Genomic DNA, 14,262 nt, shown 5'->3' with positions numbered 1-14,262 from the left:
AATCTCTCCAAAAACGGAGGATTACAAAAAATTGGCATTTGACAATTTAGTGCACACTATTGAGTTCTCAAGGACCAGGGCCTCCACGCTCATTCGTTTCACCGAACACTCATGAGGCACTTGAGTTGTAGCACGCTCTTATAATCACTGAAGTGTCTTATCAACTTCAGCAAGAAGAGCCGCAGATACATAATCTAGCACGAGGCGTTAGATTGTGCAAGCTGCTTTGCTAGTTGTTCTGGCCCTTCCGGCTTTCCGCCGTGCGGGCCAACAGATGAAAACTTTACGCCGATCTGCCTATGCCCGCAAATGGCAGCAAACCCCGGGCGTGTCTTCGCCTATTCACGCGGTTTCTCATCTTTGTCACCCGCTAATGGTTGAATAGTCGCGTGAACACGAACCACTCAGAGCCCACCGAAGCCCCCTTCTCTTTTGCCCTCGGCACCCGTCAAAACGAAGGGAGCTTTCGAGGTACCGACGATCGACCTCTCGGGCGAACGGGCATGATCCGCACCCCTCACGGTGAGATCAGTACCCCCGCGTTCATTCCGGTGGGCACCAAAGCAACCGTCAAAGCGGTTCTTCCCGAGACGATGGATGATCTCGGCAGCCAGGCAATTCTCGCGAACGCCTACCACCTCTTCTTGCAGCCGGGCAGCGACCTCGTTGATGAGGCTGGCGGGCTCGGCCGGTTCATGAACTGGCCCGGCCCCACATTCACTGACTCGGGCGGGTTCCAGGTCATGTCACTCGGTGTCGGCTTCAAGAAGGTCATCTCAATGACCGAAGCCGAGCACACCGATCTTGAAGTCATCGCGAAAACGAAAGACCGACTCGCACGCGTTGACGAAGACGGTGTGACGTTCAAGTCGTTCATCAACGGCGACACCCACCGTTTCACGCCCGAGGTTTCGATGCAGATTCAACACCAGCTCGGCGCCGACATCATGTTCGCTTTCGACGAGTGCACGACCCTGCTCAACACGCGCCCGTACCAAGAAGACTCGGTTGCGCGAACCGCTCGCTGGGCAGTGCGATGCCTCGATGAACACGCAAAGCTCACCGCCGAGCGTACGCACCGCCCCTATCAAGCGCTCTTTGGCGTTGTCCAAGGTGCGCAGTACGAAGACCTTCGCCGCGATGCTGCACGAGGGCTCGCTGAGATGACGGGCAGCGAACACCCCCAGCAGATGTTTGATGGCTTCGGCATTGGTGGCGCCCTTGAGAAAGCCGACCTCGGCCGTATCGTCTCGTGGGTCACCGATGAACTGCCAGAGCACAAGCCCCGCCACCTACTCGGCATCTCAGAGCCAGATGACTTCTTCGTCGCGGTTGCCGCGGGCGCCGATACGTTCGACTGTGTTGCGCCGTCGCGTGGCGCGAGGGGCGGCACGCTCTACACCTGGAACGGGCGTTTGAACGCGAAAGCCGCAGCCCAGCGCCGCCGCTTCGAACCTCTCGACGCAGAATGCGACTGCTACACCTGCGAAAACTACACCGCGGCCTATGTGCACCACCTCTTCAAGTCAAAAGAGATGCTCGCGTCGACCCTCTCGACGATTCACAACGAGCGCTTTCACGTGCGACTCGTTGACCGGATCAGGCAGAGCATCGAAGACGACACCTTCGTCGAGCTTCGCGAAGAAGTCATCGGCAAGTTTTACGGGCCCGAGTTCCTCAGGGAGTTTCTCGCAACGCGCGTGGCCTAGATTTCGGGGGTCACACCTTCACGCCTGCGCACCCAGGCAATCACTCGGGTCGTGACCGGCAAGAGAACTACCTCTGCCCCGACCTTAATGACGTACCCGAGCACGGTGTACCCGAGAAACTGCCATCCGACGATCACGCCGTAAAACGCGATGACACAAAACACCGTCGTGTCAACAAGCTGGCCAACGGCTGTTGAGCCGATAAGCCTGAACCAGAGTGATGCTGCTGGCCCTTTCGCCTGCCGTGCCCGGTCTCGGAGTTTCACGAGCACCCATGCGTTAACGAGTTGACCGGCGAGGTAGCCGGCCATGCTCGCGGCGACAATGCGGGGAACGAACCCGAGAATCTCTTCATATGCGGCCTGACCGCCCCACTCTGCCGCGGCTGGTGAAACTTGTACGAGCAGAATCGTTGCGGTCGCGAGAATTGAGAGCGCAAAACCCGTGAAAATAGCTCGCCGAGTGCCCTTAAAACCGTAGACCTCGGCGAGCACATCACCCACGATATACACGAGCGGAAACAGGAACACTCCCCCATCGACCGTGAGCGGGCCAAACGAGATGAGCTTGACCGCTACGACGTTTGAGATCACGAGCAAGCCCGTGAACAGTGCAACAATGACTGCGTAACTACCGTGAATTTCTGGGGTTCGGTACTGGGCCGAGGTGGTGTGTGGCACGAATCAGATCCATATTCATACGAAGGGCGGTCTGAGCGCCGGCCCCCGCTGCAATCATGAGAGACCTCGGGCCTGGCGGCACGATGTCTCCCGCAGCATAGAGGCCTTGAACCGAGGTTTCACCGCGTGCATCGACGACAAGAAGCCCCCAGTCATTGCGCTCAATCTCGCGTTCTGACAAGAATTCAACCGGCGCGTGCCACCTGGGCCTTACGAACCCACCGACCCTCGGAATCACAGTTGAATCCTTGAGCCGCACACCGGTCATCTCCGATTGTACCCCGACTAGATCATCGATTTCACGTCGCTCGACAGGAATGTCGATGGAGCGCAAGTAGGCTTCTTCAGCGTCACTGATCGTGTCGGCACCGTTCGTAAAGACGACAAGGTCGGTGCTGAAGCGCCCCACGAGTAGCGCACGCTGAAAGAGATCGGTGGTTTCACCGATGAGCGCGAGCGGCGCGTCGCTCTTTTCAAACCCGTCGCACTCGACACAACTGTGCAATGCCGTGCCATAGAAGACGCGGATCGAAGCAAAGGCTGGTAGCTCTTCGACGAGACCCGCAGTCACGAGCACACGCTGGGTGAAGAGGTGCACGTCAGGGTTGCCCCTCACGCCCGAAGCTTTGACCTCAAAGCCAATCCCATCGCTGAAGCCTTGATCACGCGCTTCCTCCGCCGAAAGCGGACGAACACTCGTCGCCTTGGCCTGATGGAAGTTGGCGTGTTCGTACGCCTCGAATTCTTCGCGCCCGATGCGGCGAAGCTCGCTGGGCGCGATGCCGTCTCTCGTGAGAAATCCGTGGGCGGTGAGTGTTGCTGAGTGTCTCGGCCGATTCGAGTCGAGAATCGTGACCCTGCGAAGGTTACGAACGAGGCTCAGGCCGGCGGCGAGCCCTGCGGGGCCGCCGCCGATGATGACGATCTCAGCGTGCTGCAACGATTACTCCCGGTGCTCAAGGAAGGTGGCGAAGCGATCGAGACGCGCAAGCGTCTCGGACTTACCCAAAATCTCAAACGATTCGAACAGAGGCGGCGAGATACGCTTGCCCGATGCTGCTACTCGCAACGACCCAAACGCAATTCGGGGCTTCAGCCCAAGGCCGTCAATGAGCGCGTCCTGCAGTGCTCCCTGAATCGCCTCAGTGTTCCAGGCCGACGCCTCGACTCCTTCGAGTGCGGCACGCCCCGCTTTCAACGCCTCGAGCGAGCCGTCTTTGAGTGTCTTGAGCGCATCATCTTCGTAGACGATGTCTTCGCTCTTCGCAAAGAGGAACTCGGTGAGGCCGACAACCTCGCTCATGACTGCGACGCGTGACTGCACGAGGGGTGCCGCCGCGCGAACGATCTCAAGCTCTTCAGCAGAGGGCTCCTCGCCGATGACGCCGCCATCGACAAGGTAGGGCACCATGCGCTCGGTGAAGTCGGCTTCTGCGAGCAGACGAATCTGATCACCGTTAATCGAGTCGGCCTTCTTCTGGTCGAAGCGGGCGGGGTTCGGGTTCACGTCTTCGACGTCAAAGGCCGCGACTAGCTCGTCAACCGAGAAGATGTCACGGTCGGCGGCAATTGACCAGCCAAGCAGAGAGAGGTAGTTAATCAGCCCCTCGGGAATGAAACCGCGCGCGCGATGATGCAAGAGGTTCGACTCGGGGTCACGCTTCGAGAGCTTCTTATTGCCCTCACCCATGACGTATGGCAGGTGGCCGAAGCGAGGAATCGCGGTCTCGAGACCGATCTCAACGAGCGCGTTGTGCATCGCGATCTGACGCGGCGTCGACGATAGGAGGTCTTCGCCGCGCAGCACGTGCGTCACCCCCATGAGCGCATCATCTACGGGGTTCGTGAGCGTGTAGAGCGCGGCGCCGTTCGGGCGCACGACCACGTAGTCAATGGTTGAACCCGCAGGGAACGAGATCTCGCCACGCACCAGGTCGTCGAACGAGAGGTCAAGGTCGTCAGGAATACGGAAGCGCAACGCGGGCTCGCGGCCCTCGGCACGAAACGCTGCCTTCTGCTCGTCGGTCAGCGTGCGATCGTAGTTGTCGTAACCGAGCTGCTTTGGTCGACCAGCGGCCTCGTTACGGGCATCGATCTCTTCTGCCGTTGAGAAGCTCTCGTAGAGGTACCCTGCTTCAAGCAGGCGCTTCGCGACATCGGCGTAAATATCGCCACGCTGTGACTGTCGGTACGGGCCGTGAGGCCCGCCGACATCAATGCCTTCGTCCCAGTCGAGACCGAGCCAGCGCATCGATTCCAGAATTTGGCCGTAGCTCTCTTCGCTGTCGCGGGCGGCGTCGGTGTCTTCGATACGAAAGACGAACGTGCCCCCGGTGTGGCGTGCGTAGGCCCAGTTGAAGAGGGCCGTGCGCACCATACCGACGTGAGGCGTGCCGGTCGGTGAGGGGCAAAAGCGTACGCGAACGTCGCTTCCGGTAGCGGTTGAAAACTTCGGAGCAGAATCACTTGTAGACATCACTACCACTTTACTCTGCCTTCTGAGAATCTGCCCCGCTCGCGGCTCGCGCGCGTGCCGACTCGCGGGCAACCGCCACGGTGGCGATGATGCCTACCGCGATGAGTACGAGGCACACGAGGGCAATGAGCTGGTACCCACTCACGGCAAAGGCGATGCCTGCGAGCACGCCGGCGATCGCGCCCGATCCGCTCATAATCGCGTCTGACTGGCCCTGGCGTTTCGTGCGATCAGCGACCGGCGTGAGCTCGGTGATGAGCGTCGCGCCTGCCACCGTAACGGCTCCCCACCCGACGCCGAGCAGCATCATTGACGCTTCCATCACGATGGGCGAGGTATGCGCAACGAAGGCGAGCCCAACCGAGACGAGCAGAATGGCCCAGCCGATGCTCACCACCGCGGGGCGCCCGATCTTCATCGCGAGCATGCCGAAGACCGGAGAAAGTACATACATGCCGGCGATGTGCAGGCTCAGGGTGAAGCCCACTCGTTCGTGGGTGCCGCCCGTGTCCATGATATGCAGCGGCGCCATCGCCATGAGCGCCACCATGACCGCCTGCGCCATGGCAATGAGCACGATGACCCGCGCCTGCCCTCCGCGACTAATGGGCACAGCGACGGGAGCGTTCGAACCCGCGGCAGAGACGTCTTCTGCGGGGAGGTCGCGTGCTGTGAGTAGCGGATCGGGCCGCAGCCCAAACCAGCTGACGGTCGCCGCGAGTAGTTGCGCGGCAATCGTGAAGACGAACACGCCCGCGAGCGGGTTGATGCCGAGCACTCCGCCGATCCACGCCCCCGGCCCCATAAGGTTCGGGCCGACAACGGCGCCGATCGTAATGGTCCAGACGACGAGCGAGAGGTCGCGCGCACGGTTTTGCGGGAGCGCGAGGTCGGTCGCGGTAAACCGTGCGAGCAATTGCACCGAGCTCGCAACGCCGAGCACGAGAATGCCCAGCGCGAGCACCGGCCAGACCCCGATCGAGGTGCCGTAGACCGCCGTGATCGCTCCGATCATCGCGACGCTGTTGCCGGTGACGATTGCGCGACGGCGGCCCTTCGCGGCCGCGAGCTTTGCGAGTGGAATACCCGCGAGCGCAGCGCCCATGTTGAACATTGCCGAGGCGAGCCCCGAGATGCCGGCCGAGCCGCTCACCTCTGCGAGCAGCAGGGCCCCGACCGAGAGCGAGGCGCCAACACCAAGCCCGCCGAGGATGGTGCCCGCCGAGAGCACCCAGAGCGTTTTTCGTTGCAGTGCGCCGCCTCGCTCCAGCGGATACCGGCTGTGCCGCGCCCCGACGGGGCTCGCGGCGGTCACCGACCGACTCGTTCGGTGAGGAGGTTCCAGGTACTACCGTCGATGTTGCCGAGCAGCCGCTTCGCGAGTTTCACCGCGGGGCTCTCGTTAGCGGTGTCAACGTTGATGAGACCGATCGTTCGATACTCAGGCTCTTCAAGTCGCAGCGCGCGAGCTCCTGCAGGCAGTGTTGGCTGCGCAGCGAGCGCCAAGCCGGGCACCATCGAGACCGAGTTACCGGCGGCCACCATCGCGATCGAGGCCGGCATATTGTCGGTTTCTTGCACAATCTCTGGCTCGAAGCCGTGACGCTTGGTCGCGCGGGTCAGGTGGCCGCGGCAGCGGGTGCAGCCCGCGATCCACTGGTCATCACGAAACGCGGAAAGCGCCGCACGTTCCATGCCCTGCGAACGCTCTTCGGGAACAACAAGCCACATCTCTTCGCGCCAGAGCGGCGTGAACTCAAAGAGCGTCGGCAGGGGTTCAGACTCTGAGTACTGAAAGACGAGCGCGCAGTCAACCTCACCGTCGCGCAGCAGCTGGATCGCCTCTGGCGGCTCCTGCTCACGGTACTGAAAGGTCACCTGAGGCGCCTGCTCCTGCAGCATGCGCATGAGCCGCGGAATCACCGTCGCCGAGGCCGAGGGGAACCCTGCCATACGCAGCACTCCCCCGCGGTCGCCCCGAAGGTCATCGATGGCTGCGAGAGCGGCGTCAATCTCGGCGACCACGGTACGCCCGTGATCGGCGAGAATCTGCCCGGCCGGGGTGAGTCGTACCCCCCTCCCCTGTCGTTCGATGAGCGGCACGGCAAGCCTCTGTTCAAGGCGCTTCAGCCGTTGGCTGATCGCGGGTTGGCTCAGCCCCAGGGTCGCAGCGACCTGGGTGAGCGACCCGGTGGTCGAGAGCGCGTGAAGAATGCGCATCTCGGTTGAGTCAATTGAGTCATACGACTCGGCATTACGCAGCGTGGTCATACCCGCAGTATAAGCGATTACATGCTTTATCGCATAACTCTTTTGAAGATCTTATGAATCGCTCGCCGCGATGCGCTGTGCTTCCTGCTTATCGGCCTCGGTTGCAACGAGCTGCCCGCAGGCACCATCGATGTCTTTACCGCGCGTATCACGCAGCGTCGTCGGAATGCCAGCGGCATTGAGCCTGCGCACGAACTCGTCAGTAACATCGGGATCGCTCGAGGTCCAGATCGACCCAGGGGTCGGGTTCAGCGGAATCGGGTTCACGTGTACCCATCCCTTCCCCCTTGCGTTCAGTCGCTCAGCGAGCAAATCAGCACGCCAGGCGTGATCGTTCATGTCTTTGATGAGGGCATATTCGATCGAGACGCGGCGCCCGGTCGTGTCAAAATAGTGCTTTGCGGCATCGAGTACCTCATCAACCTTCCAGCGGCTGTTGACCGGGATGAGTTCGTCGCGCAGTTCATCGTCGGGCGCGTGCAGTGACAGCGCAAACGTGACGGGAAGGTTCTCGTCGGCAAGCTTGCGGATCGCTGGCGCGAGCCCGACGGTCGAGACCGTGATGCCACGCGCGCTCATCCCGAGGCCCTCGGGAGCCTCGGCCGCCATGCAGTGCACGGCGTTCATGACGCGCTTGTAGTTTGCGAGTGGCTCGCCCATGCCCATGAACACGATGTTGTTGACGCGCTCTTCTGAGAAGTGCATCGAGCCGCGCCTCGTGCCGCCAAGCTCGCCGGCACGAATGATGCGGTTTGCTTGCACAACCTGGTCGAGAATCTCGGCGGTCGACATGTTTCTGGTGAGGCCCGCCTGCCCCGTCGCGCAGAACGGGCAGTTCATACCGCAGCCACACTGGCTTGAGACGCACAGCGTGATGCGGCCCGGGTAGCGCATAAGAACCGACTCGACGAGGGCACCGTCGAAGAGGCGCCACAGGAACTTGATGGTGTCACCGTTGTCAGTTTGCAGCCGCTTTACCTCGGTGAGCAGTGGCGGGAAAAAGCGCTCGGTGATCGCCGCTCGTGAATCCTTGGGCAGATCGGTCATTGCCTCAGTCTCTGAGGTGTAGTGCTCGAAGTAGTGCTTCGAGATCTGCTTCGCGCGAAACCCGGGCAACCCGAGCTCTTTGATAGCGGCTTCGCGCTCTTCGAGCGTCATGTCGGCCAGGTGCTGCGGCGGCTGCTTCACCCTCGGCGAGGCAAACTGCAGGGTCGGGCGCCCGTCAGGGTTCGTCGCTTGAACCCAGCCCTCGGCCTTCGGGCGAACCTGTTTTGGCCTGGTTGACCGGTAGCCGTTGCCGTCGGTGTGCGCGAGTTTTGTGGGATCCATAGTGCCCAATTCTCTCACAGTCGGCCTGAGCCATTGCCCAGGGCACTTCGGGGCGCCCTGGGCCTGGCAGCGTCCTAGCGAACGGGGTTGCGCAGAACGCCGATACCCTCGACTTCGACCTCGACAACGTCGCCGGGCTCAAGAGCTCCGACGCCCTCGGGCGTGCCCGTGAGAATCACGTCGCCGGGAAGCAACGTGAAGGCCTGTGAGGCATGCGCCACTAGCTTCGGAATCGAGTGGATCAGGTGGGCCGTTGACGAGCGCTGCTTGACCTCGCCGTTGACGCGGGTCTCGATCGCGAGATCACTGAGGTCAAGGTCGGTTTCGATGACCGGGCCAAGCGGGCAGAACGTGTCGAAGCCTTTGGCCCTTGCCCACTGGCCGTCGGCGTACTGCAGGTCGCGAGCCGTCACATCATTGCCGCAGGTGAAGCCAAACACGACTTCAAGTGCCCGTTCCTCGGGAACCTCTTTAGCGAGGGCACCGATGACGATGGCGAGCTCGCCCTCAAACTCAACCTGGTTTGACAGCGAGGGGCGCACGATCGCATCGTCGGGCCCGATGACCGCCGTGTTGGGCTTCAGGAAGAGCAGCGGCTCCTTAGGAGCCTCTCCACCCATGCCCCGCTCTTGCATCTCGGCAACGTGATCGAGGTAGTTCTTACCGATGCACACGACCTTCGATCGTGGAATCACGGGCGCGAGCAGCGTCACCTCGTCGAGCGAGAAACGACGCCCCGTGGTTTCGTAGCCAGCAACGAGCGGATCAGCGACGAGCTCTACGAGCTCCTCGCCCTCTCCGTTCTCGGCCTCGTCAAAAACGCCGAAGGCAATCGTGTTATCTGCCGCGCGAAAACGTGCTACCCGCATGAGAACCCCCTACGCTGCCTGTTCGCTTGAAACAATCTCGGTGAGCCAGCCTCGTGAGTCTTCACGGGTGCCCGTCTGAATACCGGTGAGCTCTTCACGCAGCGACATCGTGAGCTCGCCGGGAGCCTTGTCGCCGAACGAAATGGAGAAGTCGGGCGACTTCAACTCGCCGATCGGGGTGATGACCGCAGCTGTGCCGCAGGCAAAGGCCTCGGTGATCGTTCCGTCGGCAACGCCCTCGCGCCACTCGCTCACGGTCACTGCCCGCTCTTCAACGCGATACCCGCGCGCCTCGGCGAGCTCGATGAGGCTCTTGCGGGTAATACCCGCGAGAATATTGCCGTTAAGCGCCGGGGTAAGGAGCGTTTTGTCTGAGCGCACGAGGAAGAGGTTCATGCCGCCGAGCTCGTCGATCGTGTCGACCGTGTTTGAATCGGTGAAGAGTACCTGCTGGCAGCCGTTCTCGGCCGCAATGTTCTGGGGCAAGAGCGAAGCGGCGTAGTTGCCGCCGCACTTAGCGGCACCGGTGCCGCCGTGACCCGCGCGCGAGAACTCCTGCGAAAGCCAGATCGACACCGGCTTGATGCCCCCGGTGAAGTAAGCGCCGGCTGGGCTAGCAATGACGATGAACCTGGCACGCTCGGCCGCACGAACCCCGAGGAAGCTCTCGTCGGCAATCATGAAGGGGCGAATGTAGAGGCTCTGATCTTCGCCTCGGGGCACCCAATCAGCGTCGATCGTGACGAGCTGTTTGACGGCCTCCACGAAGAGCTCAACGGGCAGCTCTGGAAGCGCGAGGCGCACTGCCGACTCATTCAGACGACGTCCGTTCTCTTCGGGCCTGAACACGACGATCGAGCCGTCCTCGTGACGGTATGCTTTGAGACCCTCGAAGATCTCCTGGCCGTAGTGAAGCACGCTCGAGGCGGGATCGACCGGAATCGGGCCATAGGGCAGAATCTCTGCGTCGTGCCAGCCCTCGGCAGCGCTCCAGGTAATCGATGCCATGTGGTCGGTGAAGTGCGTACCAAACCCGGGGTTCTGAAGAACCGCCTCGCGCTCTGCGTCAGTGCGGCGCTCAGCCTGGGTCGTGGTAAAAGTGATGTTCGTCATCAGTGTGCCTTCTCTCATGATGAAAAAGAACGGAAGAAAAAATTAGAGGTGAGCGAGAATTGCCTGGGCGATCTCGTCGGTTGATCGTGACGCGTCGTCTCGGCTCGCAAGGTCGGCACGAACGGCCTGCCTCACTCGCTCCGCCTCGGTGGGCAGTTCGAGGTGATCGAGCATGAGCGCTGCCGAGAGAATCGCCGCGGTCGGATCGGCGATGCCCTTACCCGCAATGTCGGGCGCTGAGCCGTGTACCGGCTCAAACATGCTCGGGAAGGTTTTATCGGGGTTCACGTTACCCGAGGCCGCGAGGCCAATACCGCCGCCAATGGCGCCAGCAATGTCGGTCAGGATGTCACCAAAGAGGTTGTCGGTGACGATGACGTCGAACCGTGCGGGGTCTTGCACGAAGAAGATTGTTGCGGCATCAACGTGCAGGTAGTCAACCTGCACCTCTGGATACTCGGCGCCGACGGTTTCGACGGCGCGCTGCCAAATCTTGCCCGCGTGCACGAGCACGTTCGTCTTGTGCACCCAGGTGAGCTTCTTGCGGGGGCGCGACTGCGCGAGCTCGAAGGCGTACCGCACCACGCGTTCAACACCAAAGGCGGTGTTGACTGAAACCTCGGTCGCCACCTCGTGGGGGCCACTACGGAGCGATCCGCCATTGCCAACGTACGGGCCCTCAGTGCCCTCGCGCACGACAACAAAGTCGATGTCGCCAGGGTTCGCGAGTGGTGAGGTGACCCCGGGAAAGAGCGTGCAAGGACGCACGTTTGCGTAGTGGTCAAAGTCGAAGCGTAGCTTCAGGAGCAGGCCTCGCTCAATGTTCGCACTGCGCAGGCGTTCGTCGCCTGGCACTCCACCAACGGCCCCAAACAGAATGACGTCGTGCTCGGCAATCGCACGCTGCTCATCTTCAGGCAGGGTATCGCCGGTTGCGAGAAATCGCTCAGCACCGAGCGAGAACTCAGTACGCTCAAACACCACGTCACTATCTCGAGTGACGGCATCGATCACGCGATTCGCTTGCTGTACAACCTCGGGCCCAATTCCGTCGCCGGGAATAACTGCAAGCTTGATGGTGCGTGTCACCAGTGCCTCCTCGATATAACTGTGATGTTCAGGCCATCCTACCGCTAGCAAGCACCCAGAAACGACGAAGCGGCGAGACTCACTGAAGAATCTCGCCGCCCGTTCTCACGGCCGCTGCCGCTTAGGTAACCGGTTACTGCTGAAGCGTGGCCTGCACGTCGAGTGAAATCGTGACGTCGCTGCCGAGCACGAAACCGCCCTGGTCGAGAGCCGAGTTCCAGTTCACACCGAAGTCTTCGCGGTTCACCACGGTCTTCGCTTCAAAGCCCGCCTTCGTCTGGCCGTAGCCGTCAACGACAACGCCGCCGAACTCAAAATCGAAGGTGACGGGCTTCGTGACGCCGCGCATCGTGAGGTTGCCGTCAACCTTCAGCTCGCCGTTCTCTTCACGAGCACCGGTCGACTCGAAGGTGAGCTGAGGAAACTCATCAGCCTTGAAGAAGTCGCTCGTACGAAGGTGCTCGTCGCGCTGCGCCTGCTTCGTGTTCACCGAGGCAACCTCAACGGTCGCTTTCACGGTCGAATCGAGAGGGTTGGGAGCGGTCACGAACGTGGCGTCAAAGTTCTCAAAACGGCCCTTGACCTTACTGATCGCCATGTGCCGCACTGAAAAGGTCACCTCTGAGTGGGCCGGGTCAATGGTCCAGGTGCCAGCTTGGTAGCCAGGAATCTGTTCAGCGGTAATGGTCATAAGGGTTTCCCTTCGTGATAAGCGTGTCACGCCAATTGGCGTATGCATGGTGTAACGCTGCCCCTGAGCGCTTTATTCCCCGTGCCGAAAAACCTGTGTTCCCAAAGCCTCGGTGTCATACTTGAGAGCAATGAATCGCTCGTTTTTCTTCCCTCACGCGCTCGAGGTAGCGCCTCGCGTACTCGGAACCCGGCTCACGATCGACTCACCCAGCGGTCAGGTCACGCTGCGCATCACCGAGGTCGAGGCCTATCACGGTGTCGGTGTTCCCGGCCCATACGATGCTGGATCGCACTCGAAAGACCGCAAGACCGATCGCAACGCCTCAATGTTCGGCGAGCCCGGGCACGCGTACGTCTATCTCAACTACGGCATGCACTACGCGCTAAACCTCGTGTGCTCACCGAGCGGCATCGCCTCCGGGGTTCTCGTGCGTTCTGCCGAGATCGTTGAGGGCACCGATCTCGCGATCGCCAGACGCCTTGAAAAACGCGGATCGCGCAGCTTGTCGACTCCCATCGCCCACGCCGCTCTCGCGAAGGGGCCCGGCAACCTCGCCGCCGCTCTCGGCATCACTCGTGAGACTCACGACGGGCTCGACCTGTTTGCCGCCCCATTCCATTTGGAGCCCCCTTCTCCCTCGCCCACCGCATCAATCATGAGCGGCCCAAGAGTCGGCGTTGCCGGGCACGCAGGGGGTAGCGACTTTGCATGGCGCTTCTGGTTTTCAGGCGATCCGACCGTTTCAGCGTTTCGCCCCGGTCGTGGTGCACCTGCGTGGCGACCCCCGCGACCAGCAACGACGTGACGGCACGGCCGAGAAGTACTGGGCAGACAGTAAAACGTCGGCCCTACCCGTGAGGATAAGGCCGACGTTTGCTTGTTTTGGTTTTGCGCTATGAGGTTAAGCCGTCATTCGCGCTAAAGGTTTCTTAGAACTCTACGATCTCATCGTCAGCAGGAGCTTCAACCTTCATGTCCTTGCCCCAGTCAGAGAAAGTAATAACCGTCTCGCCATCGCCCATCGGCATGACGATGCGCTTTGGAAGGTCGTCGCTATCGACGTACATCTCGTAGGTGAGGGTATCGCCAAGAAGCTCGGTCACCTCGGGGGTCATCTCCTGACCGCCCTCTTCAACAACGATCTTCGTGTCGAGCGAGAGCGTGTACTTCGTGGTCTCTACTCCGTCGATCTTTTCAGTGTCGCCAACTTTGAAGTCGGTGAGTGCTTTTTCGAAAAGCTCGAACTGTGCCGCAGGGTTGCTCTGTGATTCGAGATTGCCCATGCCAGCACCGTCAAGCTCATCGAGTGAAAGCTTGGCGAACTTGTTCTGGGTCATCTCGCCCATGTTCATGTAAGCGTCGGTACCGATCATGATCATTTTCATCTCACTGTCGGTGCCAGGCATGTTCATGGTCATGCTCATCGCAACGTCTTCAGGCTTTTCAGAAATGATCACATCGGCGGTTGCCTCCATGTCCATTCCCATCTGCGACATTTCCATGAGCATGCTCGCTGAACCAGCCTTGTACTGAGCATCATTGATGCGCTGCACAAAAGTCTCGGCCGTCAGCTCGTTCGTCGAAGCTTTTTCTGCCTGCTCCTGGCCTTTCGGCGCCGAAGCCGGCTTAGCGTCATCGCCACACCCGGTCAAACCGAGGGCCGCAACGAGCGCGAGAGTAGTAAACGCGGTGATCTTTTTCAATGATGCCATGTACCCAGCATAGAAAGAGCGCGCCTCGCGTCACAACTTTGCGAGGCCACTTGTCGAATAAATACTTGCAACTCCAACACACCCATGACGCGACAGATGTCGTAAATACATCGCCTGACTAGCGGTTTCCCTAGAATCACGCCGCTCACAGCTCTCGAAAAAAGATTCTTATCGACTTTCAAAGCTACCGTGCAGGCTCCACAGCGGTGAGCCTCAAGCGCCACTCGGGCCTCTGCAAGCTTGCACATATATTGGCGCTGTATATTTAGTACATACGTTTGTATAGTTTGCGTCACGGTCCCGGCATCGTGGCGATGCGA

The 14,262-nt window shown here is 60.7% G+C and carries 13 protein-coding genes; 2 read left to right on the top strand and 11 right to left on the bottom strand.

Features of this window, described 5'->3' with window-relative positions:
• The first annotated feature begins 503 nt into the window (after nt 1-503).
• Entirely contained in the window at nt 504-1,709 is a 1,206-nt protein-coding gene (gene tgt, locus KTJ78_RS09120) for a tRNA guanosine(34) transglycosylase Tgt (RefSeq protein WP_254259548.1), read from the top strand.
• On the opposite strand, the gene KTJ78_RS09115 is transcribed toward tgt, so the two are convergent.
• From KTJ78_RS09115 to KTJ78_RS09070, 10 genes are all read right to left on the bottom strand, one after another.
• Nucleotides 1,706-2,389 (bottom strand): queuosine precursor transporter, encoded by a 684-nt coding sequence (locus tag KTJ78_RS09115; RefSeq protein WP_217134809.1) that lies wholly within the window; start codon nt 2,387-2,389, stop codon nt 1,706-1,708. The genes tgt and KTJ78_RS09115 overlap by 4 nt on opposite strands.
• Nucleotides 2,340-3,329 (bottom strand): NAD(P)/FAD-dependent oxidoreductase, encoded by a 990-nt coding sequence (locus tag KTJ78_RS09110; protein WP_217134807.1) that lies wholly within the window; start codon nt 3,327-3,329, stop codon nt 2,340-2,342. The genes KTJ78_RS09115 and KTJ78_RS09110 overlap by 50 nt, the downstream gene beginning before the upstream one ends.
• Before the next feature lie 3 nt (nt 3,330-3,332).
• A complete protein-coding gene (gene gltX, locus KTJ78_RS09105; protein ID WP_217134805.1) occupies nt 3,333-4,865 on the bottom strand; it encodes a glutamate--tRNA ligase in 1,533 nt (510 codons plus the stop codon).
• A gap of 10 nt (nt 4,866-4,875) precedes the next feature.
• On the bottom strand, nt 4,876-6,180 hold the full coding sequence (locus tag KTJ78_RS09100) for an MFS transporter (RefSeq protein ID WP_369808049.1): 1,305 nt from the start codon (nt 6,178-6,180) through the stop codon (nt 4,876-4,878).
• Complete coding sequence (locus KTJ78_RS09095; RefSeq protein ID WP_217134803.1) at nt 6,177-7,136, bottom strand: LysR family transcriptional regulator; 960 nt, start codon at nt 7,134-7,136, stop codon at nt 6,177-6,179. The genes KTJ78_RS09100 and KTJ78_RS09095 overlap by 4 nt, the downstream gene beginning before the upstream one ends.
• 51 nt (nt 7,137-7,187) lie before the next feature.
• Nucleotides 7,188-8,465, bottom strand: coding sequence for a dual-specificity RNA methyltransferase RlmN (rlmN, locus tag KTJ78_RS09090; RefSeq protein WP_217134801.1), 1,278 nt, complete (start codon nt 8,463-8,465; stop codon nt 7,188-7,190).
• A gap of 74 nt (nt 8,466-8,539) precedes the next feature.
• Nucleotides 8,540-9,334 carry a fumarylacetoacetate hydrolase family protein gene (locus tag KTJ78_RS09085; RefSeq protein ID WP_217134799.1) on the bottom strand — a complete coding sequence of 265 codons (795 nt, stop codon included), beginning with the start codon at nt 9,332-9,334 and terminating at the stop codon, nt 8,540-8,542.
• 9 nt (nt 9,335-9,343) lie between these two features.
• Complete coding sequence (locus KTJ78_RS09080; RefSeq protein ID WP_217134797.1) at nt 9,344-10,447, bottom strand: branched-chain amino acid aminotransferase; 1,104 nt, start codon at nt 10,445-10,447, stop codon at nt 9,344-9,346.
• 42 nt (nt 10,448-10,489) lie between these two features.
• Nucleotides 10,490-11,536 (bottom strand): 3-isopropylmalate dehydrogenase, encoded by a 1,047-nt coding sequence (locus KTJ78_RS09075; RefSeq protein ID WP_217134795.1) that lies wholly within the window; start codon nt 11,534-11,536, stop codon nt 10,490-10,492.
• 133 nt (nt 11,537-11,669) lie between these two features.
• Nucleotides 11,670-12,227 (bottom strand): YceI family protein, encoded by a 558-nt coding sequence (locus KTJ78_RS09070; RefSeq protein WP_217134793.1) that lies wholly within the window; start codon nt 12,225-12,227, stop codon nt 11,670-11,672.
• Nucleotides 12,228-12,357: 130 nt separating this feature from the next.
• On the opposite strand from KTJ78_RS09070, the gene KTJ78_RS09065 reads away from it, so the two are divergent.
• On the top strand, nt 12,358-13,035 hold the full coding sequence (locus tag KTJ78_RS09065; RefSeq protein ID WP_217134791.1) for a DNA-3-methyladenine glycosylase: 678 nt from the start codon (nt 12,358-12,360) through the stop codon (nt 13,033-13,035).
• A 124-nt stretch (nt 13,036-13,159) separates the two neighbouring features.
• Here KTJ78_RS09065 and KTJ78_RS09060 read toward each other — a convergent pair whose 3' ends face one another.
• Nucleotides 13,160-13,942 carry an SCO4651 family lipoprotein gene (locus KTJ78_RS09060; protein ID WP_217134789.1) on the bottom strand — a complete coding sequence of 261 codons (783 nt, stop codon included), beginning with the start codon at nt 13,940-13,942 and terminating at the stop codon, nt 13,160-13,162.
• Nucleotides 13,943-14,262 lie beyond the last annotated feature (320 nt).

The sequence above is a fragment of the Leucobacter chinensis genome (assembly GCF_019049105.1).
GTDB classification, from domain to species: Bacteria; Actinomycetota; Actinomycetes; order Actinomycetales; family Microbacteriaceae; genus Leucobacter_A; species Leucobacter_A chinensis.
The sequence above is the reverse complement of the archived record's forward strand: the minus strand, read 5'-3'. Positions and strand labels throughout refer to the sequence as shown.

Coding starts and splice junctions, on each gene's coding strand:
- tgt (WP_254259548.1), top strand. CDS start 504: ATGATCCGCACCCCTCACGGTGAGATCAGTACCCCCGCGTTCATTCCG.
- gltX (WP_217134805.1), bottom strand. CDS start 4,865: ATGTCTACAAGTGATTCTGCTCCGAAGTTTTCAACCGCTACCGGAAGC.
- KTJ78_RS09095 (WP_217134803.1), bottom strand. CDS start 7,136: ATGACCACGCTGCGTAATGCCGAGTCGTATGACTCAATTGACTCAACC.
- rlmN (WP_217134801.1), bottom strand. CDS start 8,465: ATGGATCCCACAAAACTCGCGCACACCGACGGCAACGGCTACCGGTCA.
- KTJ78_RS09085 (WP_217134799.1), bottom strand. CDS start 9,334: ATGCGGGTAGCACGTTTTCGCGCGGCAGATAACACGATTGCCTTCGGC.
- KTJ78_RS09080 (WP_217134797.1), bottom strand. CDS start 10,447: ATGACGAACATCACTTTTACCACGACCCAGGCTGAGCGCCGCACTGAC.
- KTJ78_RS09070 (WP_217134793.1), bottom strand. CDS start 12,227: ATGACCATTACCGCTGAACAGATTCCTGGCTACCAAGCTGGCACCTGG.
- KTJ78_RS09065 (WP_217134791.1), top strand. CDS start 12,358: ATGAATCGCTCGTTTTTCTTCCCTCACGCGCTCGAGGTAGCGCCTCGC.
- KTJ78_RS09060 (WP_217134789.1), bottom strand. CDS start 13,942: ATGGCATCATTGAAAAAGATCACCGCGTTTACTACTCTCGCGCTCGTT.